The 24487-nt window shown below is 37.7% G+C and carries 19 protein-coding genes and 1 tRNA gene; 17 read left to right on the top strand and 3 right to left on the bottom strand.

Annotation, left to right across the window (positions count from 1 at the left end):
• Positions 1 to 158: 158 nt before the first annotated feature.
• A complete protein-coding gene (gene yidC / locus ACM44_RS02150; RefSeq protein ID WP_048498465.1) occupies positions 159 to 1982 on the top strand; it encodes a membrane protein insertase YidC in 1824 nt (607 codons plus the stop codon).
• Between the two features lie 71 nt (positions 1983 to 2053).
• On the opposite strand, the gene ACM44_RS02145 is transcribed toward yidC, so the two are convergent.
• Positions 2054 to 2635: a ribonuclease HII gene (locus ACM44_RS02145; RefSeq protein ID WP_048498464.1), complete on the bottom strand. Its 582-nt coding sequence runs from the start codon at positions 2633 to 2635 to the stop codon at positions 2054 to 2056.
• A gap of 135 nt (positions 2636 to 2770) precedes the next feature.
• Between ACM44_RS02145 and ACM44_RS02140 the strand changes: the two genes are divergently transcribed.
• From ACM44_RS02140 to ACM44_RS02105, 8 genes are all read left to right on the top strand, one after another.
• Positions 2771 to 5776 (top strand): SusC/RagA family TonB-linked outer membrane protein, encoded by a 3006-nt coding sequence (locus tag ACM44_RS02140; protein WP_048498463.1) that lies wholly within the window; start codon positions 2771 to 2773, stop codon positions 5774 to 5776.
• A gap of 10 nt (positions 5777 to 5786) precedes the next feature.
• On the top strand, positions 5787 to 7229 hold the full coding sequence (locus ACM44_RS02135) for a SusD/RagB family nutrient-binding outer membrane lipoprotein (RefSeq protein WP_048498462.1): 1443 nt from the start codon (positions 5787 to 5789) through the stop codon (positions 7227 to 7229).
• An 80-nt stretch (positions 7230 to 7309) separates the two neighbouring features.
• A complete protein-coding gene (argS, locus tag ACM44_RS02130; RefSeq protein WP_048498461.1) occupies positions 7310 to 9088 on the top strand; it encodes an arginine--tRNA ligase in 1779 nt (592 codons plus the stop codon).
• Between the two features lie 57 nt (positions 9089 to 9145).
• A complete protein-coding gene (locus ACM44_RS02125) occupies positions 9146 to 10234 on the top strand; it encodes an AMP-binding protein (RefSeq protein ID WP_083993622.1) in 1089 nt (362 codons plus the stop codon).
• A complete protein-coding gene (gene arfB / locus ACM44_RS02120; RefSeq protein WP_048498460.1) occupies positions 10231 to 10629 on the top strand; it encodes an alternative ribosome rescue aminoacyl-tRNA hydrolase ArfB in 399 nt (132 codons plus the stop codon). Before ACM44_RS02125 ends, arfB begins: the two co-directional genes overlap by 4 nt.
• A 308-nt stretch (positions 10630 to 10937) precedes the next feature.
• Positions 10938 to 11324, top strand: coding sequence for a GreA/GreB family elongation factor (locus ACM44_RS02115; protein WP_048498459.1), 387 nt, complete (start codon positions 10938 to 10940; stop codon positions 11322 to 11324).
• A 132-nt stretch (positions 11325 to 11456) separates the two neighbouring features.
• Entirely contained in the window at positions 11457 to 12431 is a 975-nt protein-coding gene (locus ACM44_RS02110; RefSeq protein WP_048498572.1) for a deoxyhypusine synthase family protein, read from the top strand.
• Between the two features lie 351 nt (positions 12432 to 12782).
• A complete protein-coding gene (locus tag ACM44_RS02105; RefSeq protein WP_048498458.1) occupies positions 12783 to 13091 on the top strand; it encodes an MGMT family protein in 309 nt (102 codons plus the stop codon).
• Between the two features lie 80 nt (positions 13092 to 13171).
• On the opposite strand, the gene recA is transcribed toward ACM44_RS02105, so the two are convergent.
• Complete coding sequence (gene recA, locus ACM44_RS02100; protein WP_048498457.1) at positions 13172 to 14176, bottom strand: recombinase RecA; 1005 nt, start codon at positions 14174 to 14176, stop codon at positions 13172 to 13174.
• Positions 14177 to 14357: 181 nt separating this feature from the next.
• On the opposite strand from recA, the gene ACM44_RS02095 reads away from it, so the two are divergent.
• The 8 genes from ACM44_RS02095 (at position 14358) to ACM44_RS15660 (ending at position 18755) form a co-directional block, all read left to right on the top strand.
• Positions 14358 to 14428: transfer RNA gene (locus ACM44_RS02095), tRNA-Gln, on the top strand.
• Positions 14429 to 14642: 214 nt separating this feature from the next.
• Complete coding sequence (locus ACM44_RS02090) at positions 14643 to 14951, top strand: ArsR/SmtB family transcription factor (RefSeq protein WP_027376110.1); 309 nt, start codon at positions 14643 to 14645, stop codon at positions 14949 to 14951.
• A gap of 35 nt (positions 14952 to 14986) precedes the next feature.
• Positions 14987 to 15454, top strand: a complete 468-nt coding sequence (locus ACM44_RS02085; protein ID WP_027376109.1) for a DUF6428 family protein — start codon at positions 14987 to 14989, stop codon at positions 15452 to 15454.
• Positions 15455 to 15469: 15 nt separating this feature from the next.
• A complete protein-coding gene (locus ACM44_RS02080; protein ID WP_048498456.1) occupies positions 15470 to 16102 on the top strand; it encodes a low molecular weight phosphatase family protein in 633 nt (210 codons plus the stop codon).
• A gap of 3 nt (positions 16103 to 16105) precedes the next feature.
• Entirely contained in the window at positions 16106 to 17152 is a 1047-nt protein-coding gene (gene arsB / locus ACM44_RS02075) for an ACR3 family arsenite efflux transporter (protein ID WP_027376107.1), read from the top strand.
• A 424-nt stretch (positions 17153 to 17576) separates the two neighbouring features.
• Positions 17577 to 17951, top strand: a complete 375-nt coding sequence (locus tag ACM44_RS02070; protein WP_027376106.1) for an ArsR/SmtB family transcription factor — start codon at positions 17577 to 17579, stop codon at positions 17949 to 17951.
• Positions 17948 to 18547: a mercuric transport protein MerTP gene (merTP, locus tag ACM44_RS02065; RefSeq protein ID WP_027376105.1), complete on the top strand. Its 600-nt coding sequence runs from the start codon at positions 17948 to 17950 to the stop codon at positions 18545 to 18547. Before ACM44_RS02070 ends, merTP begins: the two co-directional genes overlap by 4 nt.
• A 1-nt stretch (position 18548) precedes the next feature.
• Entirely contained in the window at positions 18549 to 18755 is a 207-nt protein-coding gene (locus ACM44_RS15660) for a GDCCVxC domain-containing (seleno)protein (protein WP_083993621.1), read from the top strand.
• A gap of 119 nt (positions 18756 to 18874) precedes the next feature.
• On the opposite strand, the gene ACM44_RS02060 is transcribed toward ACM44_RS15660, so the two are convergent.
• Complete coding sequence (locus ACM44_RS02060) at positions 18875 to 24460, bottom strand: helicase-related protein (RefSeq protein ID WP_048498571.1); 5586 nt, start codon at positions 24458 to 24460, stop codon at positions 18875 to 18877.
• Positions 24461 to 24487 lie beyond the last annotated feature (27 nt).

Raw genomic sequence — 24487 nt, 5'->3', positions numbered from 1 at the left:
AAAGTAAGGGCTTTCTAAAAAAATCAGTATTTTTGTCAGCCAAAATAATTGGGCATAAAGTTTGAAAAATTCAGACCATCCAAATTGGAAAATGGTCATCCAAGTGAAGTTTCAAATCTGCCATTTGACAGAAATGCCAAAACTTTTAAAAATAAGAAATGCAGCAAAATAACGGTTTAGATAAGAATCAACTCATCAGTTTCGCTTTGTTCTCCATGCTTTTAATCGGTTTTATGTTTTATTTTCAGAATAAGCAGCAAAACGAAGAGCAATTAAAAGAGGGTGAAAACAGCGCAAAAGTTACGCAAACAGTTCAGCAGAATCCCGCAAAACCGGCAATTGCCACAAATCTGAATGACAGCGTGAAAACAACATCGATACAAAGCATCGAGCTGAAAAACAAAGAGTTGACTTTGGGTATTTCTACTTTGGGAGGTCAAATTTCCACGGTGCAGCTGAACGAGTATAAAGCATACGACAAACCGGCAGACAAAAACGACAAACCGCTATTGCTATTAGACAAAAATAATTCCGCATACGGTTTTCAGTTTAAAGATAAAACGGGAAAAGTCTTCAGCACCAAAGATTTGGTTTTCTCCCCAAGCCAAAAAGGCAATTCTGTGACCATGCAGGCCAATGTGAATGGTGCGATCATTCAGTTCACCTATACCCTTCTAGACAAGTACACGGTTGATTTTGATGTGAAAACACAAGGTTTATCACAGTTGATCCAAGACCAAAAAGCAAATTTTATTTGGGATTACAATGTTCGTGGGCAGGAAAAAGGCCGTTCACAGGAGCAGACCCATACCGAGTTTAATTATACTTTCAACAATTATAAGAGTTTCGATTACGATGGAAGAACCACTATGGACGAAGCCAGCGAAACTTTGAATTGGCTTGCAATCAAGCAACAGTTTTTCAGCGCAGTCATCGAACCGCAAAATGGTTTTAAGAACTCTAAAGGAAGCCAGGAAATGGTTGAAGAGGGCGAATACCTTAAGAAATTCAACTTTGACGGACAGGTTGCTTTGGCAGGGAACGAACTGAACCAGAATTTCAAATGGTATTTCATGCCTTTGGATTTGCAATTATTGAAATCCTATGAAGGAAAGAATTTTGATGAGCTTCTTCCTTTGGGTTGGTCATTTATTGGAACGATGAACCGGTGGTTTTTCATCCCAATGTACAATTTCATCTCCAGTTGGGGAATCGCAGCAGGTTGGGTGATTTTCCTGATGACGATTTTTGTGAAAATCATCTTGTCGCCGGTGATGTTTAAACAGCATAAGCTCAGCGCGATGATGCGGGTAATCCGTCCGGAAATCGATGAGGTCAACACCAAATACAAAGACGCGGATCCTATGAAGCGCCAACAGGAAACCATGGCAGTTTACCGGAAAGCAGGTGTGAATCAAATGGCGGGATGTTTACCGGGACTACTCCAAGTGCCGATTTTCTACGCATTGTTCAGGTTCTTCCCGAATATGATTGATTTGAGGGGGAAAAGTTTCTGGTTCGCGAAAGACCTCACTGCTTATGATGATGTCATCAAGCTGCCTTTTCACATTCCGTTTTTGCAGGACCACCTGAGTATTTTTGCAATTGCCTGTACCGCGGTAATTTTGATTTATACCATCATGACTGCAGGAAACATCCAGCAACCGACTCAGCCCGGAATGCCGAACATGAAAGTGCTGATGTATATTTTCCCTGTGACGTTCCTGTTTTTCTTAAACACTTCGGCTTCAGGACTTTCTTGGTATTATTTTGTTTCCAACGCCATCAACATCCTTATCATCTTGGTTATTAATTACTGGATTTTGGACGAGAAAAAAATCCACGCACAGATTCAGGCAAATAAACAAAAAGAGCCAAAACCTGAAGGAAAATTCCAAAAAAGAATGCGCGAAATGATGGAGAAAGCCCAGGAACAGCAGAAAATGCAACAACAGCAAGCTGCAAAGGGCAAGAAAAAATAATATACCTTATTTATATGCAAAAAAACGGAAGATTTGACTTCCGTTTTTTTATCAATATATTCTGCAACATTTTAATAGGAAAGACGGAAGGACCTTCGATGGTGGATGGTGGGTCCGTGTTCATTTAGTGCTTCCCGATGCTGCTTGGTTGCATAACCCATATTTTTATTCCAACCATACTGGGGAAATTCCTCGTGCAAGGCAATCATTATTTTGTCCCGGTAATTTTTTGCCAAAATGGATGCACAAGCGATTGAGAGCAATTTGGAGTCTCCTTTCACAATACATCGATGCGGAATAAACGGATAAGCGGCAAATCGGTTTCCATCTACCAGAATCAGTTCCGGGCGCACGACCAATTGATCCAGCGCCAAATGCATGGCGTGAATACTCGCATTGAGAATGTTGTGTTCATCGATAAATTTGGGTGGCAGCTCAGCAATTGCGTAGTCTCTGACGTGCTCTCTTATGTAGGGATCCAGCTCCATTCTGGTTTTGAAGGTTAATTTTTTAGAATCATTAACCAAATTTTGCTTAAAATCTTCGTCTAAAATCACCGCTGCAGCTACGACTGGGCCGGACAGACAACCTCTGCCGACTTCATCACAACCTGCTTCAACATAAAGATTGGTCAAGTTTTTTAATAATTCCACAAAAATTGGATTAAATCAGGAATTGAAATTATGATTAATTTAACGTTGCAAATTTATTAAGAAATATTTAACAAAAAATTTGGTCATATTAATAAAGTTTTGCACATTTGTGACAATGAAAAAATTTAATTTGATATGAAGAAATTAACAACAAGCGTTTTAGCTGTAGTTTTGACTTCGTCATTTGCTTTGGTAAATGCACAGAAAGACACTGCTAGAACAGATATCGAAGGCGTTGTAGTGACAGCACTCGGTATTAAAAGAGCAAGTAAATCTTTGGGTTATGCAACTCAAAGTATTAAAGCTGATGACGTAACAAAAACGCCAACTGCGAACTTCAGTAGCAACCTTTCTGGTAAAGTAGCTGGCCTTAACGTTAAGAGCAGTGGTAACATCGGTGGGTCAGTTGACATCACGCTTAGAGGTTACCGTTCAATGACAGGTAACAACTCCGTGTTGTTCGTTGTGGATGGTGCACCGATGATTAACTCTTATACGAGCATTAATACATCGGGATTGGCGGTAGATACTGGAAACACTATTTCCGATATCAACCCTGAAGACATTGCAGAAATCAACGTCTTGAAAGGTGCTGCTGCAACCGCACTTTACGGTTCGCGTGCATCAAACGGTGCGATTATTATCACTACGAAAAAAGGGAAAAGATCTAATAAATTAGACCTTGACTTCTCATCATCTATTTCGTTTACTGAAATTAATAAGGACACTTTTGCAAAATATCAAGACAAATACGGACAAGGTTACGGTAGAGGATATGGATATGCTCCAAATGACTTTTTCGATGCTTATCAAGGGCAACCTTTAGCACCGTTGTACGAAGATGCTTCCTATGGTGCAGCTTATGACCCTAATTTGATGGTTTGGCAATATACCGCCTTCATTCCGGGATCAAAAGATTTTGGGAAAGCAACGCCTTGGGTAAAAGCTGCTCACGATCCATCTTATTTGTTTGAAAAGGCATTTAGTTTTAATAATTCCGTGTCAGTTTCTAAGGCTAATGATGTTTCTTCTTTCCGTTTGTCTTATCAAAACGTTCAAGGAAATGACATTTTGCCAAACTCTAGATTGGACAAAAATAGTGTTACCGGTAACGCTTCCTACAAGATTGCGGATAATTTAACTGCAAACCTATATGCAACATACGTTGTTCAGGAAACAGTAGGTAAAAACCCAACCGGTTATCACGGTGTGATGGGTAACTTCAGACAATGGTGGGCAACCAACGTTGATATGTATGATCAAAGAGATCTTTATTTCATGAATAAAGCAAACAACTCTTGGAACATGCAATCTCCTTCAAATACAGCTCCATTGTATTGGGATAACCCATATTTCCGTCTTTATGAAAACTACATTTCGGACCAAAGACAAAGGTTTGCAGGAAACTTCAGTTTAAGCTATGATGTGACCAACAAAATCAATCTATTGGGTAGAGTATCTCATGACGGTTTTAACTACATGATTGATGAGAGAAGAGCTGTTGGCTCATTACCAGACGCCATGTCCATTGGACCAGCAACAGGTAACCAACCATCAGGATACGCAGTGACAAACCAAAGAAGAAATGAAGAAAACTTCGACTTCATTGGAACTTACAAAGATACTTTCTCAGAAAATATCACTTTCACCGGATTGCTTGGTACGAACATCAATATCCAAAAATTATACTCCAATTCACAAGGAACTCAAGGTGGATTATTTATTCCTGGAGTTTATTCAGTCTCAAACAGTGCTGCTGCTCCGAATGCACCTTTGATCACAGATACTGAGAAGAGAATCTATGGTCTTTTTGCTCAGGCTTCGTTAGGCTTCTATGATACTTATTTCTTAGAAGGATCAATCAGAAGAGACGTTTCTACAGCATTGCCTATCGAAAACAACACTTATTGGTATCCTTCGATTTCTGGAAGTGTTGTGATTTCAAATTGGGATTTCTTAAAAGATTCTGTACTTAATTTCGGTAAGATCCGTGGTTCTTACGCAATCGTTGGTAGTGATACCGGTGCAAACCAATTGCAGAATACTTATGGTGTAACTACAGCGTTTGGGTCACCAACCTATGTTTACAACACCACAGCTAAAAATCCTGAATTAAAACCTGAAAAGACCAAGTCTTTAGAGGCGGGTATCAATTTGCAATTCTTCAAAAACAGAATTGGAATTGATGCTGGATGGTTTAAAAATGACACCTATAATCAAATCCTAGCTCTTCCTGTAACTTATGCATCTGGAGTAGGATTCAAATTCCAAAATGTTGGTAATATGAGATCTCAAGGTTTCGAAGTTGCTTTAAACCTAGTTCCAATCAAAACTACAGACTTTACTTGGGGCCTCGATATGAACTGGTCAAATCCAAGATCAAAAGTTACCGAGCTAGCTTCAGGTGTTGAAAACATTACCTTAGGATCTTTCCAAGGTGGGGTTACCATCAATGCATCTTTGGATGATGATTATGGAACGATCAAAGGGTCAGATTTTATTTATGATGCCAATGGAAATAAGATTATTGCTTCAAACGGAAAATACGCTTTGTCAAACACTAACTCAAAAATCGGAAATATGCAGGCAGACTGGATCGGAAGTGTTACCAACAGGGTGTCTTATAAAGACTTTGCACTTTCATTCCAAATCGATGTAAAACAGGGAGGACAACTATTCTCACTTGACCAATATTACGGACAAGCAACAGGTCTTTACCCGGAAACTGTATTTTTAAATGACCTTGGAAATCCAGTAAGAAACTCACTTGCAGATGGAGGTGGTCTAATTTTGCCAGGTGTTTTAGCTAATGGTACGCCAAACAATATCAGACTTGATGCAGAATCTTTCGGTGCAATGGGTTATAGCGTTTATCCAGCTTCACAGTTTGTCTATGACGCTTCTTATGTGAAATTGAGAGAGGTTGCTTTGACATACACTATGCCTAAAAAGTTCCTTGCTTCTACTTTTATTCAAGGTGCATCATTTAGCTTGATTGGAAACAACCTTTGGATCATCAAAAAACATGTTCCTTATGCAGATCCTGAATCTGGTTTAAGTGCAGGTAACGTTCAGGGATACCAAACCAGTGTACTTCCTACGACAAGAACAATTTCATTCAACGTTAGACTTAACTTTTAATTAAAAAAAAATGAAAAAAATATTAGCATCAATCTTATTGGTATCTTTACTGCAGTCTTGCGGCAGGGAATCCATGTCTGAGATTAATACAGACCCGAACAGTTACTACACCACTGTTCCATCAACACTAGTGACATATGCGGAAAAACAGTTAACGGATTATGTAACTACTCCTAACGTAAACATCAATAACTTCCGTTTAACAATGCAATATTGGCAAGAAACCACTTATTTGGATGAAAGCCAGTACGATTTCTCCACAAGAAACGTTGCAAATAACGTGTGGCTTTATTTATACGTTCGTACATTGAAGAATTTGGACCAAGCGAAAAAGTTGATTAAAGCGTACAAACCCACTGCAGCAGAAGCGGCAACTTGGCCAAATACAATGCGAAATCAGCTTGCAATTGTTGATCTTCTACAAGTGTACACTTATCAGATTTTGGTAGACACTCACGGTGATGTACCTTACAAAGAATCTTTAGATATCGATATGTTCCCACTTCCAAAATATGACTCTGGGAAAGATATCTATGCAGATCTAATTGCAAGAACTAAAACAAATATTGCCAATTTAGATGCTTCCGGAAAGAGTTTTTCATCTGGTGAAAAAATCTATAATGGAAACGTTGCAAAATGGAAAAAATTTGGTAACTCTTTGTTAATTAAGCTTGGTATTGCATTGGCGGATTCAGATCCAGCATTAGCTCAATCAACAATTCAAGCCGGAATTACTGGTGGGGCAATTATGTCAAGTGCAGATGATTGCGTACTTCCATATTTAACGTCACCAAACTACAGCCAGTTATATACAAACCTGGTTGCTAGTAACCGTACCGATTATGTTGCAGGAAGACCATTCGTTAACTACTTAAAAAATAGCAGCGATCCAAGAATCGACCAATATTTCCAAAAAATTAATGGGGATTATGTAGGTGGTGCAATTGGAGAAAAATCACCAGCAACGGTGAACTCTTTGCCAGGAACCTTTGCTTATGTACAAACGACTCCAGGAATACTTTTGAATTCTACAGAAATTGCATTTTACATTGCTGAAGCTTCTGCAAGATGGGGAATCGGGGGTGATCCTGCTACCAATTACGCAGCTGCGGTTACGGCATCATTTAAACAATGGGGTAAAACCACTGCCGAAGCAGCTACTTATCTAGCTGCGCATCCATACGATGCCGCAAACTGGAAGAAATCAATCGGTGAGCAAGCTTGGGTAGCAATGTATGATCAACCATTAGCAAGTTTCAATTTCTGGAGAAGATTAGACTTCCCAGTATTGCTGCCAGCTACAAATGCAGTTGCTGAAGCAGAAGGGAAAGTACCAGTTCGTTTGAAATATCCAGTTTCTGAACAATCTACTAACCCTGGTAATTATGCTGCGGGATCAGCAGCAATTGGTGGTGACAAACTTACTACCAAAGTTTTCTGGGACAAAAACTAATCAAATTAGTATAATTTCATAGAAGCCACTCCTCGGAGTGGTTTTTTTATTTACGTATATTTGTAATTCAAAATTAACCGATGAATATCAAAGAAACCATACATCATAAACTCACCGAAATCGTTCAGTCCCTATATCAACTAGATGACCAGAATGATCCAAAAAAAGTGCAGCTAGAGGTCCAGGAAACAAACCCAGATCATGATGGCGACTTCACTATTGTCACCTTTCCATTAGTGAAAGTTTTGAAAAAAAGTCCGGACCTCATTGCAGTAGAACTGGGCGATGCCTTAGAAACCCAGACCGATTTCGTAGAAAGTTACACCGTCCTAAAAGGATTCCTTAACCTCAAAATTAAAAACGAATTCTTTCTGGCAAATTTCAACGGTACCAAAGAAAATTTCGACAAGATCGTCAAAAAAGACGAAACCGTCATGGTAGAATACTCTTCCCCAAACACCAACAAACCATTGCACTTGGGACATATTCGAAATAATCTATTGGGTTATTCTGTCTCCCAGATTTTAAAGGAAGATGGATACAATGTGATCAAAACCCAAATTATCAATGATCGAGGAATCCATATCTGCAAATCAATGCTCGCCTGGGAAAAATTTGGAAATGGCGAAACACCGCAAACCACCAATACAAAAGGTGACAAGTTTGTTGGAAATTACTATGTGGAATTCGACAAGAACTATAAAGCACAAATAAAGGAACTCATCCTTACCGGGCAAACCGAAGAGGAGGCAAAAAAAAACGCCCCCATTATTCTGGAAGCCCAAAAAATGCTCCTCGATTGGGAAAAAGGAGATGAAAAAGTAAGAAATCTGTGGAATGAGATGAATTCCTGGGTCTATGAAGGATTTGGCGAAACCTACAAGCGATTAGGCGTAGATTTCGATCAGGTGCAATATGAAAGCAATACCTATATTTTAGGTAAAGACCTGATTCAGGAAGGTTTGATCAAGGGCATCCTTTTCCAAAAAGATGATGGCTCTGTTTGGTGCGATCTTACCGAGGAAGGTTTGGATCAAAAACTTTTGCTGCGATCCGATGGAACTTCAGTGTATATGACTCAGGACTTGGGAACAGCAGTGGAACGCTTTAAAGACAATGATATTCAAAAGCTTATTTACACCGTCGGAAACGAACAGGATTATCATTTCGACGTCCTGTTTAAAATCCTGAAAAAACTTGGCTATCATTGGGCCGAAAACCTTTATCACCTTTCCTACGGAATGGTGGAACTTCCTGAAGGGAAAATGAAATCCCGCGAAGGAACAGTAGTAGATGCAGACGATTTGATGCAGGAAATGTACGAAACCGCCAAAGAAAAGGCAAAGGAACTCGGCAAACTGGAAACTCTTTCGGAGGTGGAAAAAGAGAAATCTTATGAAACCGTCGGATTGGGAGCATTAAAGTATTTTATGCTAAAAGTGGACCCAAAGAAAAAAATGCTTTTCAATCCCAAAGAAAGTATCGATTTCAATGGAAATACCGGACCTTTCATACAATACACTTATGCCAGAATTCAATCTTTGCTAGCAAAAGCAAATTTTGTGGAAAAGCCATTATCAACGCATGAACTAAACGATTCCGAAAAGGAATTGGTGATGAACCTTTCCAATTTCAAACAAGTTGTTTCAAAATCCGCCGAAACCCTATCTCCAGCATTGGTTGCAAATTATGTTTATGATCTGGTGAAATCATACAACTCGTTTTACCAAAACAATCCTATTTTGAACCAGCCGGATGAAAACGCCAAACAATTTCGCTTGGAACTATCCTCTTTGACCGGAAAAACCATTAAAAAAGGGCTCTCCTTACTGGGAATTGGAACCGTGGACAGAATGTAGGAAAAAGAGCCAGGAAGGAAAATAACCAAAATGATCAGGGAATTTTAATAAAGACAAATGATTTTTGATTTTTCGAAAAACATCGCTTTGGAATCACTTTCTTCCGAAACAGCATTTGAGGAAAAAGTAATGCGCTTTTTGGAAGAGTGGTTTTCTGCTGCCAAAACTGTCTCGGTACAAACGTCAGGTTCTACAGGAAAACCAAAAAAATTTCACATAGAAAAAGAACGAATGCTGCATTCCGCAAAAATGACTTGTGATTTTCTAAATCTCAATCATGGGGATTCTGCGCTGCTTTGCCTTCCCGTGGAATATATTTCCGGCAAAATGATGATCGTGCGTTCGATTGAAAGAAAGCTGAAACTACATGTAGTAAACCCCACTTCAAAACCAATAGAAAATCTTAATGCGCAGATTGATTTTTGTGCAATGTCGCCGCTACAGGTTGAAAACTCATTAGACAAAATCCAGCTTATCAAAAACCTCATCATTGGTGGAGCGCAGGTTTCAGAAAATTTGAAAAAAGAAATTGAAAAAAGCTGTTTATCTGTAAAAAATAGAGTCTTCGAAACTTATGGAATGAGCGAAACCCTTTCGCACATTGCCTTAAAAGAAATTTTCCCAACCGCTGAAGATTATTTCACCATTTTGGATGATGTGGAAATCTCAAAAGACGAGCGGGGATGTTTGACGATATCTGCTCCAAAACTAAATCCGCAAATCCTTAAAACTAATGATTTAGTTGAATTTAAAAATCAAAAACAATTCAGATTTTTGGGGCGAATTGATCATGTGATTAATTCCGGGGGGTTAAAAATTTATCCGGAAGAACTGGAGCGTTTAGTAAAGCAGCAAATTTCAAACGAAACCATTTTTATTGGAATTAAAAATGAATCACTTGGCGAAAAATTGATCTTGATCATTGAAGGAACTGAAAATCCGGAAGTTATTGATCAGTTATCGCTCGTCAAGTATCCTTCCAAAAACCATCGTCCCAAAGAAACTATTTTCATCGAGAACTTCCCAAGAACTCCGAATGGAAAAATAGATCGACTGGCTTTGAAAAAAAAATTTGACCTACCGCAAACTTCCTCCTCCAAAGACATCACTCCAAATGAGGGGAATTCCCCCTATTCCAAATCATGAAAAATTTCTCCACAGAACTCACTTATAAAACCTCGCGGAGCAGCGGTGCAGGCGGACAAAATGTGAACAAGGTGGAAACTTCGGTCACTGTAATATGGAACGTTTCAGAAAGCAGATTTTTCAGCGACGAGGAGAAAGAATTGATTTCTAAAAAACTAAAAAACAGAATAAACACCGATGGAATTCTGCAACTTTCAGTTTCGGAAAGCAGGACCCAGTACCAAAACAAAAAAATCGCTAACCAGAGAATTTTGGAAATCGTCAACACATCTTTAATCAGGCCGAAATCCAGAAAAGCAACAAAACCTTCCAAAGCTCAAATCGCCAAACGCATCGAGAACAAAAAGAAGCTTTCAGAAAAAAAAGAAAGCCGGCGTTTTCGTCCAGACCGTTAAATATTTGCTTTAAAGAAAGTTAATCACTATCTTTGGGAAAATTGATTTAATGAAGTGGACTAATTTCTTTTTTCAAACCTCATGTGCCGCACAAATTTCATGGTCGCTGCACTATCTGCATACTGACTCTTTCCTGAAAAATTCAAAAGAGTTCGTCAACTAAAACCTGTCTGATCCGCGACAGGTAAAATTCAAATTCAATCGTACTTATTGATCGCTTCAAAATTGGAGGGAGGACTTTGGTCAACAATCCAAAGGCGGATTATTTCTGGAGGCGAATCAAACCTTAACCTAAAAAATTTACAAAAATGTCAGAAAAGATCATATTAACTACCGGAGTTTACGATGCCATTAAAGAACATCTTAGACGAAAGAAAGTAAGTATTCACGAAGAAAACAGGCTTCATACCGAACTGAGAACAGCACAGCAGGTTCTTCGCCGGAACTTGCCGGAAGATGTGGTCACTGTGGACCGAAAAGTCACCATAAAAGACCATACCAAAGAGGACGAACAAGAGTATATTTTCGTTTCGTCCATGAAGGCAAAACCCAAAAAGAACAAATACAGCATTCTATCAGATATCGCGCTCGCTGCAGTAGGTTACAAAGTAGGCGATATCATCAAGTGGCCGTTCAAAGATGGCGAACGAACCATAGAAATCATGAAAGTGGAACCTTGGATCCAGATTGCGTAAAAATAATTTAGCCTTAAAGCAAAGCCGCTTCAAACCATGAAACGGCTTTCTTTTTGGCAAAGACCTTTATCTTCCGGCTCCCTTCTTCCGGCTTCCATCGCAATTCCCTATCTTTGCCAAAACCTTAGAAAAATGAACAAACCGATTACAGAATTTATTGAAAAATACTATCTCCATTTTAACGCTGCAGCCTTAGTGGATGCTTCCAAAGGATATGTTGCCCATCTGAAAGACGGTGGAAAAATGTTGATTTCATTGGCAGGAGCAATGTCAACTGCCGAACTTGGAAAAATTTTAGCGGAAATGATCAGACAGGACAAAGTCGCAATTATTTCCTGCACCGGTGCAAACCTAGAAGAGGACCTAATGAATTTGGTTGCCCATTCCCATTACCAAAGAGTTCCCAACTACCGTGACTTGACCCCACAGGAAGAATGGGCATTGCTGGAAAAAGGACTGAACCGGGTTACCGATACCTGCATCCCAGAAGAAGAAGCGTTCCGAAGGTTGCAGAAACACATTTACGAAATCTGGAAAGATGCCGACAATAAAGGAGAAAGATACTTCCCTCACGAATATATGTACAAAATGATCTTATCCGGCGTATTGGAGCAATATCATGAAATTCCACGAGAAAACTCTTGGATGATCGCAGCGGCGGAAAAAAATCTGCCGATCGTAGTTCCAGGATGGGAAGATTCCACGATGGGAAATATCTTCGCAAGTTACTGTATCAAAGGGGACTTGAAGCCATCCACTATGAAATCCGGAATTGAATACATGACTTTCCTTGCCGATTGGTATCCGAAAAATTCCGGCGGAAAAGGCGTCGGTTTCTTCCAAATTGGTGGTGGAATTGCCGGTGATTTCCCAATCTGCGTGGTTCCGATGCTTTATCAGGATTTGGAAATGCACGATATCCCTTTCTGGTCGTATTTCTGCCAGATTTCAGATTCCACAACTTCTTACGGATCCTATTCCGGGGCGGTTCCAAACGAAAAAATCACTTGGGGAAAACTCGACATCAACACCCCGAAATATATCGTGGAAAGTGATGCCACGATTTGTGCGCCACTGATGTTCCAGTATATTTTAGAGAATTCTTAGAAAGTACGAATTGCGAAGTACGAAGTACGAAAACGAAATCGTCTCCAGAATTGGGGGCGATTTTTTTTGGAGCAACAAGGTGGGAATTTTCTTACACATGCGGTCCCGCTCTCCCCTGTCCACCGAAAGGCAGGGTTGCAATCTTTTTTGTTTTGCCCCACCATGAAACGCACCTCATGGCACGTTCCTACACACACACCAAAAACAAAAAAGGATTTCCTCTTCGATCGGGGCTAAGAACAAATTTCCGTCTTTCTTTCACCGCCAACTGCTGCAAAATCACTTTTGCGAACCCCCGATATTTTTTTGACAAGCTCCGCTTCCTTCAACCAAAAATCCTACCTTTGAAATATGGACGAACTCTTCAAAAAACAGGTTTATGAAATCATCCGCCTGATTCCCCCAGGAAGAGTGACGAGTTATGGGACGATTGCAAAAGCAGTCGGCTTTCCAAATCATGCAAGACATGTGGGAAATGTATTAGGAGATTGCGCGGACGATGTTCCGGCGCATCGGGTATGTAATGCTTCCGGCCACATCACGGCAAGCTGTCTTCGGGATTTTGTGGAAAAACTCGGCAAGGAAGGAGTGATGGTAAAAGATAAAAAGATTCGGGATTTCAGGAAAATTTTTTGGGACCCGCTACTGGAGTTGCGGTAAAAATGGTGAGCGTTGTTAGCGCTTCAAGCGCTAACAACGCTAATTAACTAAAAACGACCGCTTTTCGCGGCCGTTTACATTTATTTCGATTCGTGAATTTGTTGTTTGATTTTCTCTTCCAACTCATCTGCCAGATCCGGATTGTCTTTCAACATATCTTTCACAGCGTCACGACCTTGTCCAAGTTTCGTGTCTTCATAGCTGAACCATGAACCGCTCTTTTTCACAATTCCCATGTCCACTGCGGTATCCAGGATTTCACCCACTTTGGAAACTCCTTCACCATACATAATGTCGAATTCGGCCATTTTAAAAGGTGGAGCGACTTTGTTCTTCACGATTTTTACCTTCACGCGGCTTCCAACAGCTTCATCCCCAGATTTAATCGGTGCGCTGGCTTTTCTGATGTCAATTCTCACCGACGCATAGAATTTAAGCGCATTTCCACCAGTGGTGGTTTCAGGATTTCCAAACATCACGCCGATTTTTTCCCTCAATTGGTTGATGAAAATTACGGTACATTTTGTTCGTGAAATGGTGGCGGTTAATTTTCTCAAAGCCTGCGACATCAACCTTGCATGAAGTCCCATTTTGGAATCCCCCATTTCGCCTTCGATTTCCGCTTTCGGAGTCAGTGCGGCAACCGAGTCGATTACCACAATATCAATTGCTCCGGAACGGATCAGGTTGTCTGCGATTTCCAATGCCTGTTCGCCATTATCGGGTTGCGAAATAATCAGGTCGTCCAGATTAATTCCCAATTTGGCGGCATAATGTCTGTCGAAAGCATGTTCTGCATCGATAAATGCTGCGATTCCTCCCATTTTTTGCGCTTCTGCAATCGCGTGCAAAGTCAGGGTAGTTTTCCCGGAAGATTCCGGACCGTAAATTTCAATCACCCTTCCTTTTGGATAACCCCCTACTCCCAAAGCCAAGTCCAAACCGAGCGAGCCCGATGGAATCACCTCTATTGAAGTATCCACCGAATCATCTCCCAAAGTCATTACAGTTCCTTTTCCGTAGGTTTTATCAAGTTTGTCAAGCACCAGAGCAAGTGCTTTTTTCTTATCTTCTATACTGCTCATTTCTTTATATTATTTCTTCAAAAATACGCATTTAATCATTCCCTGCATAACCGAATTCCCCAAAAAACAAAAAATGGGTGAAATCACTTTTAACTCAAATATTTAAAATAAGGCTTTTTTGACCATAATTTTTTGCCTAACTAAAAAATATTATTAAATTTGCACCACTCAAAACAGAAACAGACCCATGGTGTAGCGGTAACACTACTGATTTTGGTTCAGTCATCTGGGGTTCGAATCCCTGTGGGTCTACAAACAACTACTGTTAATCAGTACTTTACGATTATTAGGGACTAAATCAGGGACTAAACGTTCCTGATTTTTTCTTTTATAACTGTCAAAAAGTTTCCTCAGAAGACACTCCTCATTCTCCAATTAAACAAAAGAAAATAATTACACCTTGAAATTTATAGGAATTGATTTATTTATCGTAATATTGCGATTAAACAATAAATAAGTAATACATATGTACACTGAAGATCAAAATGAAATCGCACTATTCGCAAAAGTCTTCGGACATCCTGCGAGAGTGGCTATTCTACAACAGTTATTTAAAATAGATGCCTGCTACTGCGGGGATTTATCAGAAGAGATTGGTTTAGCACAACCAACCATTTCCCAACACTTAAAGGAGTTGAAAAACACAGGATTAATCAAAGGAACAGTAGAAGGCGTAAAAGTCTGCTATTGTATTGACAAAGAAAATTGGAGTAAAATGAAAAAATTACTGCACGGATTTTTAGATCAAAATATTCCTAATGCGGATTGTTGTTAAATTATATAGTAAATCAATCATAAAATCAATATAAAATGAAACTTTCAGAAATTAAGAGCAAATTGAATAAATTGGAAACCATCGCTTTTCAATTGCCCAACGGAGAATTAGTGCCTAGTCACTTCCACGTGACTGAAATCGGAAAAATCACCAAAAACTTCATTGATTGTGGGGGAATAGTTAGATATGAAGAAGTGGTGAATTTGCAATTATGGAATGAAAATGATTATGACCACAGATTGCAACCAGAAAAATTATTGAACATCATCGAGCTTTCCGAGAAGACTTTGAACATTGGCGATTTGGAAATAGAAGTTGAGTATCAAGCTGACACGATAGGGAAATTCGGATTAGACTTTGACGGAAAAAACTTCTTATTGACCAATAAACAAACAGATTGTTTAGCAAAAGACAAATGCGGAATCCCAGCAGAAAAATCCAAGTTGGTACTATCGGAATTAAACAATGCGTCAACTTGTACGCCAGGTGGTGGTTGCTGCTAAAATTAAATTATAGAGATGAATACTACAAAACCAGCATTATTTTCAAGGATAGAAGAAGTAATTCAGACGATAGAACCAAGAACAATTTCAGCCGATCGCCAAGTCGTTTTGCAACCCTTAATTGATTTTATTCAAGGGAAGGTTTTAACTAATCAGGAACTCAGAATTAACTTTATCTGCACGCACAATTCACGGCGAAGTCATCTATCTCAAGTTTGGGCACAAACCATGGCGCGCTATTTCCAGATCGATAACGTTTTTTGCTATTCCGGCGGAACAGAAGCTACGGCAATCTTCCCGACGGTTATAGACACTCTTGAAAAAGCAGGATTCCAGATCCAGATGATTTCAAAAAATCAAAATCCAGTTTATAGCATTAAATTTTCTGCGAACGAACATCCAATTATTGGGTTTTCAAAGAAACTAGACCACGATTTCAATCCAAAATCTGGTTTTGCAGCAATCATGACTTGTGATTCAGCCAATGAAGCATGTCCGATTGTTTTTGGTGCCGATATACGGATTCCGATCATGTATGAAGATCCAAAAGTAGCAGATAACACGCCTCAACAAGAAGAAAAATATCAGGAAAGAAGTATGCAAATTGCAACCGAACTATTTTATGTATTCTCTAAAATAAACGCTTAAAAAATGGCAACAAAAAAACTAAGTTTTCTCAATAGTTATTTGACTCTTTGGATATTTACCGCGATGGTTATTGGTGTTGGAATTGGATATTTTTTTCCATCTTTTCCAAGTATGATCAACTCTTTCAGCAGAGGGACCACTAATATTCCAATCGCGATTGGATTGATTGTTATGATGTATCCGCCTTTGGCAAAAGTGAATTATGCGTTGCTTCCGAAAGTTTTTAAAAACACAAAAATCCTTTCTACTTCACTGCTTTTGAACTGGATCATCGGTCCGATTTTAATGTTTGTATTGGCCATTACGTTTTTACGTGATTATCCCGAATATATGGTAGGAGTTATTTTAATCGGACTGGCACGATGCGTGGCAATGGTCTTAGTTTGGAATGATCTGGCAGAAGGCGATAGCGAATATGGCGCCGGTTTGGTGGCACTTAACAGTATTTTTCAAGTCTTTGCGTATAGTTTTTATGCATGGATTTTTATTACGGTGCTTCCTCCTTATTTCGGTTTTGAAGGGGCGATAGTTGATATTTCTATTGGCACCGTTGCAGAAAGTGTTGCAATTTATCTCGGATTACCTTTTTTACTTGGAATTGTAAGTCGGCTCATCTTAGTTAAACAAAAAGGAGAAAAATGGTATTCCGAAAAATTTATTCCTGCCATCTCACCCTTAACTTTAATTGCACTGCTATTCACAATCGTCATTATGTTCTCGCTAAAAGGGGAACTTATCGTAGAAATCCCAATGGATGTTTTAATTATCGCGGTGCCGTTGGTTATTTACTTTAGTTTAATGTTTATCATCAGCTTTTTTGCTACCAAAGCCATAGGAGCCAATTATAAACAAAACGCGGCAGTTTCATTTACAGCCGCTGGCAATAATTTTGAACTTGCCATAGCTGTTGCGATCGCCGTTTTCGGACTCAATTCAGGTCAAGCGTTCGCGGGAGTAATTGGACCGTTGGTTGAAGTTCCAGTGCTGATCTTGTTAGTTCGGGTTTCTTTCTGGTTGAAGAAAAAATATTACAACAATGAGCATTTATAATCTAATAATTGATGTTGGACAGGCAGGGTTATACAAGTAAGTCAATCAAATTATATAATCTTTTATACAATCTATAAAAGTCTGGAGATGCATGTTTACAAACTTCATGCTATATGAAGTGAGCATCAAGCACACGATGTGGTTCAAAAAATGCAGTTCGTCCACTCAAATATTTTACGAAAAAGGGTGTAATGTGGGACAGCCTAAAGAACAATTTGATGTTTAATTTGATGTACTAGTTTTTTAAGTAAAATGGAATAATCGGAAATCGTTTAATATTTATTGCAAATAAAAAAAACAGCAACAGAAATACCGAACCTTAGTGGTAAGGTTATGATGACACAACCCGACAGATAAATCGGGTTTTTTTGAACTTTTTTATTTAAGTAGTTGCTTAAATAAACAAATTGAATACCTTTGCATTATGGATAACATTTCTTGCATACGACAACAAGCGGATATTAAACAAATAAACCGTTGTAAAGACAGAGTTTCGGAACTCAGCGGCTCGTTTGACTATTTGTCGAACGGACTTGAATTAGCGGGTAACAACGTAAGACTGAAAATTCTGTTTCTGCTTTATGAAGAAAAACGTCTTTGTGTTTGCGACATCAGCGACATTCTTGGTATGACAATTTCCGCAATTTCTCAACATTTGCGAAAACTCAAAGACAGAAAACTAATCGAAACGGAACGAGAAGCACAAACCATTTTTTACTCGTTGACGAAAGAGTATGAAAAAATGTTGAAACCATTTTTCAAAATACTTGACGAAAACAAAATTTTAGAAACAATATGAAAACCGACAACAAACTAATCGGAGCAGGACTTTTGACAGCTATTGCAGCTTCATTATGTTGCATTACACCAGTATTGGCTTTAATAGCAGGAACAAGCGGACTTGCATCATCTTTTTCTTGGCTTGAACCATTCAGACCATATTTTATTAGCTTGACAATTTTGGTGCTTGGATTTGCTTGGTATCAAAAATTGAAACCTAAAAAACAAATTGACTGCAATTGCGACATAGAAGAAAAACCACAATTCATCCAGTCAAAAAAGTTTTTAGGAATTATTACTGCATTTGCAATCGTTATGCTTGCCGTTCCATATTATTCGAGCATCTTCTACCCAAAGACGGAAAAGCAAATCATCGTTTTTGACAAATCCAATATTCAAAAAGTGGAATTTTCAATTAGAGGAATGACTTGTACCAGTTGCGGTGAACACGTAAATCACGAAGTGAATAAATTGAAAGGAATTATAAATTCAAATGCATCATATGAAAACGGAAACGCAATCGTAGAGTTTGACAATTCCAAAATAAACATTACCGAAATTGAAAAAGCAATTAACTCAACAGGATATTCTGTAACCAACAAAAAAGAAAATTAAAATGGAAACCATATTAAAATCAATAATCACTTGCCCAAATTGTGGACACCAAAAAGAAGAAACAATGCCGACAGACGCTTGCCAATATTTTTACAAGTGTGAAAAATGCAAAACTGTTTTAAAACCACACGAAGGTGATTGTTGCGTATATTGCAGTTATGGAAGTGTTGCTTGCCCCCCAATTCAGCAAGAAAAAAAATGTTGCTAAAAGAAAACTGAAAGATATACAATATGTATTTTGAATGCCTTTTTGAAATCTTTGGATTCATATTATAATAATTATTATACTATTTTTAACGTGTTTTTTTTGCTATCTAAACACGTTACCTATCTTCTCCCAATAAATCTATAACTCTCAACAGCCAGAGCAGGATTCTTTACCATTACTTTTACCTTATCGTTTAACCCGGGGGGAAGAGCGTCTCCAAATAAGGTTCTGTTCTCTGATTCTCTTTCCTTCACATGATCTTTATTGGCACTCCTCTCCATCTGTAATTCTTTTTCTTCCTGATATTGCTTAATAAGCGCATCTTTTGTGAGTGGCAATTCTTCTATTTTCGCTGCAATAATCGCAATATTATCCGCAGTACTTTTTGTTTGTTTTTCTATTTCAGTCACATTAACACCTTTAGATGCAAGATTGGTAATTGTATTTTGTACTTCTGCTTTGGCTAAATCAATGGTTTTCTGGTAAAATGGCAGTTGGTTTTCCCAATATTCCGAGTTGCCGTCGGAAGTATTATCTGCGTACTCTTTGATTCTATTGTAAGAAATTTCTGCTTTGGTAACTTCTCCCTGTACCTTTGTAAAATCTTCATATTTTCTTAAAACAAAAGCACTATCTGCAAGAAATTTATTCTTTTCACTTTCTAATTTTTTTTTCAGCATTTCTATTTCAATTTTCGCTCTTGTTTCGGGATTGGTGATGATTGAAGTTTTAAGTTCCTGTGTACTGATATCCGAAATGTCTAAAACATCTGCTCCTTTTTTCATTGCTTCTAAATATCTCGCCTGTTTTGCCTGCAATTTTTGCAACATAAAAACATCAATGCTGTCGTTGGTTAACATAAAGTTGATACGGACGTTTTCATTTCTGTTTCCTTGTCTCCAGGCGCGACCTTCAATCTGTCGAAGTGAAGTGAAGTTGTATGGTAAAGTAAGTAAATAGACGTCGGTTGTATTTTCTTGGAGATTCATTCCTTCTTGAATGGCTTCGCTACCGATAACAATTTTAATTTTTCCAGCGTTAAAATCATCTTGAATGGAAATTCGTTGCTTCTTACTTGTTGCTCCAGTTATAATTCCTATTTCTTCTGGTTTATAATTCACCTCTTTAATGAGGTATTCTTTCAATTTTGGAAATTGCGCTACTGCCAATTCGGAATAAATAATCTGTCCAGAATCTGGAAGATCCTTTTTATTTTGTCGAATCAGATTCATTGTTTCTTTTAATTTTGGAGAATTTTCTATAAATTCATTCAAGGTTGGTTCTTCTCTTTCATAATAAATTGATAGATAAGGTGAAAACGCGATTAATCTCGCGTTAAGAATATGAGTCAGAATTGCTCCTTTCGCATCATCATCAAAATTTTGATTTAATAATTCATATTGCTCTTTCGTCAAATCATTTTGCTCAATTTTGTATTCTTTATTTATTTTATTCGGACGAATTAATTCCAAATTATCTTCCTCTCCTTTTATATCAATAAATTCAGAAAGCAATTGCTGGAATAACTGATTGTTCTTAAATCTTCGCACATTTGGTTTAAATTTCACATCACCTTTTGCATCAATTTCCATATCATTATCCGCTTCCATAAAAGTTTCGAAGAACGTATTCACATTAAAATATCCAGATTCTTCCAAACGTTTGTTGGCAATTAATGATAATATGGAATAATATTCTAAAGGTTTATTGGTAAAAGGTGTTGCGGAAAGTAGCGTTACATTTCTTCCGTTTTGTTTATCCTGAATATATTGCGCGGCCATCCAAGTATTGATTCCCAATTTAGAAGTCTGTTGATTTTGATTCCTGAAATCTGATGAAAACCTCCGATCTTCAATTTTCACTTTTCCCACGATATGATTAGCATTGTGAACTTCGTCGTAAGTCAAATGGTCAAATCCAAAGTCTTCCCAATCGTAGATTTTTCCGCGTTTCATTTTGCCTTCAATTTCTTTTTCTTTCTGCAGCTCAATCTGTAACTCTCTTTCTGTGTTGGTTACACTTTTAAGTTCATTGGCAGAAATGTAATTGAATTTTGACGACAACTCTTCAGTAATTTCATTTGAAAACCCAATATTGTTAAATCCTTCATATGTAACAATAGTGATTTCTCCCTCCTTATTATCAAAATTTGACAAGTCATAGTCTTTTCCAAGATTGCCTAAAACATTGACTTTAGCATTGGGAATTGTTTCAAAAATAGTTTCTACCCACTGTTTTAAGATACTATCGTTAGGAACTACTATCAATGGTTTTTTTGAATTTCCTCTGTGCATTGCTTCATGCAAGGAAAGAATCCCGGATAATGTTTTCCCGAAACCCACTTCATGCGCCAAAAGCCCTACTCCTTTTGTAGTCTGCCTTCCTATCCCAGATTTTTGAACTTCTGTTAATCGTAGTTCAGTTCCCTTAAAGTTTTGATGAATTTTGGAAAACAGCGGAAATTTTGAATAATCCGGAACGTGAATATGATTGTAATTTTTGTTGAACTCTTTAACGAATCGAACTCTTAAATCATCAGACAATTCCTCTCTGATAAATTTTGAAAACAAATCATTTGCGGCCGTTTTTCTTCTTTCACGAATTAGAGCGTTTCGCTCTTTATCGCTTCCAGTAACCGTTTCATTATCCACAAAACTTCGAACTTCCCAAGAAGATGACCCCGCGAAAGCATCGCTGGGAAGTTGGCTAACGAAATCTTTAAATTTTTCCGCAAGATTATATTCAACAATTACCGTTTCAGTCTCTCTTTTTTCATGATTATACTGCTCTTTTTCTATAGTTCCTAATTTAAAATTATGTACAAATTCATGATTTGGATTGATCGAGATCTCATCTAAACTTTTCAGTTTTGGAAGTACATTTAATAAAAGTGCCTTTTGCTTTTCATAATACTTCTTTTCGAGACCCATAATTCCCCAATCTTCTTTAAAATCCTTTTCGAGTTGGTCTAATTTCTCATAAATATTTCCTTCTGCATAATAAAAATCATGAACATATTTTCCGTCTTGGTAGTTAGCGTATTCAAAATGCCTAGAGTGATTATTAATCGTGCCATCATATGAAGTGGCTTTAAATGCTGCTATTTGGTCCTCAGTAATGTCTGAACTGTTTTGCAATGATGCATCTACAACACGATCTTCTTTCGCAAATTGGTATTTCAAAATACCTTTTTTAATTAATGGCTGTGACTGAAATTCATATTCAAAATTTTTAATGGTTTCTGATTGAAGTATTTTATCTGCTTTCTCTCCAAGATCTCTTAATTTTTCATTTGAAAAAATCTCCGGTTCATGAGATATTTGGACTTTCCACTTTGCGAATTTTTCAATTTGTGCAACAATAGAAGGGGATTTAAACTTGACGGTATTTAGTATTAACAGGGCTTTCTCTAATTTTTCTAAAACAGTTTTTTTAAGTAGTTCATCTTCAATTTTAGAATTGTCCCGAATATCTTTTTGCGAAATTTCAGGAATTATATTTATTAGCGGAACGATCTTGTCAACATCATGTACATTAATTTCTAAATCCTCGAAAAGATTGCCAATTCTTACCGCTTCTTTTTTATTTCGAAGATTACTCAGTAAAGCAATAGCATCGTCCAAATTGCCATGAACGTAAAACTCCGAACGGCCGAAGCGATTGGTTTTCTCTCTAATTTCCCCTAAGATATTTTGTGGGTTTTTATCGAAGTAATCAGAAAGATTTTGAGCGGGAGATTGACTGTTCTTTTTAAGAATTATAATATCCGTTCCAATCTGTGTACCCGCAAAAGCACCACTTGGCAAACGAAAAGCACTTAATAATTCAGCATTATTCAACTTTTTCTGACGGTTTAACCAGCCGGAAGGAACAACCATTGCCAAAATTCCATCTTGTTTCAAAGAATCTAGACCACGTTTAATAAAATAATCCTCATATTTTGAGATTTTACTTTCCTCCCCCAATCCTTTATAAAAACCTCTGTGTTCTCCATAAGGAGGATTTCCAATGACCAAATCATACTTCTCGATATAATCATTTGGACCTCTTTTGTTTCCATTATCGTCAATAAATTCTGTTTCAAAAGATCGGAGATTGATTTCTGCTTCCGGATGAAAGATCTTTGCAATTTTCGCAGTGGTTGGGTTTATTTCAAATCCTTTTACGTGAGATTTCATGGCTAATTCATCAGAGGCATTGATGAAATTTCCTGTTCCAACACTTGGCTCTAACACAAATATTTCTTTTTTATTTTTAAACTGATCTGATATTAAATTGCGAACTACCCCGACAATTTTGTGGTCTGTGTAATATTCATCAAGAATTCCGCGTCCTTCTTTGGCAGTTCCTCCGCTCTTAAACTGTTTGCAAATATCTTTAAGTTCATCTGTAATGATTACGGCTTCATTAATCAATATTTTGCCAGTTTCAGAAACGAAACAAGCCGCAGAAACTACTTCTGCGACTTGTTCATTGGTCAATTTTTGACCTTTATATTTTTCTATTAACTTGTCTAACTCTGTCGACTCTGTGGAAATTTGTATTAATTTTCCATCCAAGGGAGTTTCTCTACCTTCATTTTTCGAAGCATCTTCTCGTTGTGCATTTGTAACGGATTTTCTAACTCTTCTTCCTGATAGATCGATCCACTTTGATTCTGCAGATCCATTTCCAGCATTTTCGCTGCCCACTCTTTGTCCGCTGGAGTTATCTCGTGTTTGTTTGGATTCGAGAGCTTGGCTAAATTCTCCGCTACCTTTTCTTTGCGATTGGATTTTAAAGTTTTCATTTGAGACTGTGTTTTGTTCTACTAAATTAGCATTTATATTGTGAAGTCCAAGCTTATTTTGCAAATACTCATTCAAGTCATTGTGACCATTTTCTGAAATTCTATATAAGGCTCGAATGTCTTTAATGTTGTCGCCATTAAACGAATTTAATAATTTTGTTGTCGCTTCATTTCCGGCTTTGTCGCCGTCCAGACAAAGAAACATTTTACCTTTGTAATTAGTATATTTATTAAAAAATTTCTCAAGATTTGTTATGGAATTAAGGGTGACCAGTGTTCTGTTATTTTTTTGATTATTTATTTTCAAAAGTTGCGCAAAGGATAACATATCGGTCATTCCTTCAAATACGATCACCTCATTTTTTTCACCTATTATTTCTGAAATATTATTTTTCCCCACCTTCGACTTCATTAATGAATTTCGAATTTCAAATCCGCCAGATATATTTTCGATTCCGATTCCAAAATAATTCTTACCTGCAATTTCGTAATGAATTTGCTTTGTGTAATCCACTAAAATCTGCTTTGAAATACCACGACCTTCAAAATAGGAAATCAGTATTTCATTGTTGGGCACGAATGAATTTGTAATGTGAATATTCGCAGACTTGCTTTCATCCTTCAATAAACTGGTTTGTTCCTTTTCAAAATTATTTTCGTACAGCATAAAATTTTGATTAAAGTTTTTCGCAAATTCCAGCGCACTTTTCCAATCTACTTTCTCGAATTCCATTACTGCTTTTATGATCTGTCCACCTTCGCCCGTTTTAAAATCATAATAGCCCTTGTCTGATACAGAAAATTTATTACGGTCTGTTTTAAAGTAATATTCACTACCAATTTTATGGTCGAAGTATACTTCACCTCTCTTTTCAAGATGAAGAAAATAGTCAAGTAAGGACAGACTGTTTGACATATTGTCGATTTCTGAATCGGAATAGTA

The organism is Chryseobacterium koreense CCUG 49689 (assembly GCF_001045435.1).
Classification (GTDB): Bacteria; Bacteroidota; Bacteroidia; order Flavobacteriales; family Weeksellaceae; genus Kaistella; species Kaistella koreensis.
The sequence above is the reverse complement of the archived record's forward strand: the minus strand, read 5'-3'. Positions and strand labels throughout refer to the sequence as shown.

Bases quoted from the DNA above. Each gene is read 5' to 3' on its own strand.
- ACM44_RS02090 (WP_027376110.1), top strand. From the start codon at position 14,643: ATGTACACTGAAGATCAAAATGAAATCGCACTATTCGCAAAAGTCTTC.
- ACM44_RS02135 (WP_048498462.1), top strand. From the start codon at position 5,787: ATGAAAAAAATATTAGCATCAATCTTATTGGTATCTTTACTGCAGTCT.
- ACM44_RS02085 (WP_027376109.1), top strand. From the start codon at position 14,987: ATGAAACTTTCAGAAATTAAGAGCAAATTGAATAAATTGGAAACCATC.
- merTP (WP_027376105.1), top strand. From the start codon at position 17,948: ATGAAAACCGACAACAAACTAATCGGAGCAGGACTTTTGACAGCTATT.
- arsB (WP_027376107.1), top strand. From the start codon at position 16,106: ATGGCAACAAAAAAACTAAGTTTTCTCAATAGTTATTTGACTCTTTGG.
- ACM44_RS02105 (WP_048498458.1), top strand. From the start codon at position 12,783: ATGGACGAACTCTTCAAAAAACAGGTTTATGAAATCATCCGCCTGATT.
- ACM44_RS02110 (WP_048498572.1), top strand. From the start codon at position 11,457: ATGAACAAACCGATTACAGAATTTATTGAAAAATACTATCTCCATTTT.
- ACM44_RS02080 (WP_048498456.1), top strand. From the start codon at position 15,470: ATGAATACTACAAAACCAGCATTATTTTCAAGGATAGAAGAAGTAATT.
- ACM44_RS02125 (WP_083993622.1), top strand. From the start codon at position 9,146: ATGATTTTTGATTTTTCGAAAAACATCGCTTTGGAATCACTTTCTTCC.
- ACM44_RS15660 (WP_083993621.1), top strand. From the start codon at position 18,549: ATGGAAACCATATTAAAATCAATAATCACTTGCCCAAATTGTGGACAC.
- ACM44_RS02115 (WP_048498459.1), top strand. From the start codon at position 10,938: ATGTCAGAAAAGATCATATTAACTACCGGAGTTTACGATGCCATTAAA.
- argS (WP_048498461.1), top strand. From the start codon at position 7,310: ATGAATATCAAAGAAACCATACATCATAAACTCACCGAAATCGTTCAG.
- ACM44_RS02070 (WP_027376106.1), top strand. From the start codon at position 17,577: ATGGATAACATTTCTTGCATACGACAACAAGCGGATATTAAACAAATA.
- arfB (WP_048498460.1), top strand. From the start codon at position 10,231: ATGAAAAATTTCTCCACAGAACTCACTTATAAAACCTCGCGGAGCAGC.
- ACM44_RS02140 (WP_048498463.1), top strand. From the start codon at position 2,771: ATGAAGAAATTAACAACAAGCGTTTTAGCTGTAGTTTTGACTTCGTCA.
- yidC (WP_048498465.1), top strand. From the start codon at position 159: ATGCAGCAAAATAACGGTTTAGATAAGAATCAACTCATCAGTTTCGCT.
- ACM44_RS02060 (WP_048498571.1), bottom strand. From the start codon at position 24,460: ATGTCAAACAGTCTGTCCTTACTTGACTATTTTCTTCATCTTGAAAAG.
- recA (WP_048498457.1), bottom strand. From the start codon at position 14,176: ATGAGCAGTATAGAAGATAAGAAAAAAGCACTTGCTCTGGTGCTTGAC.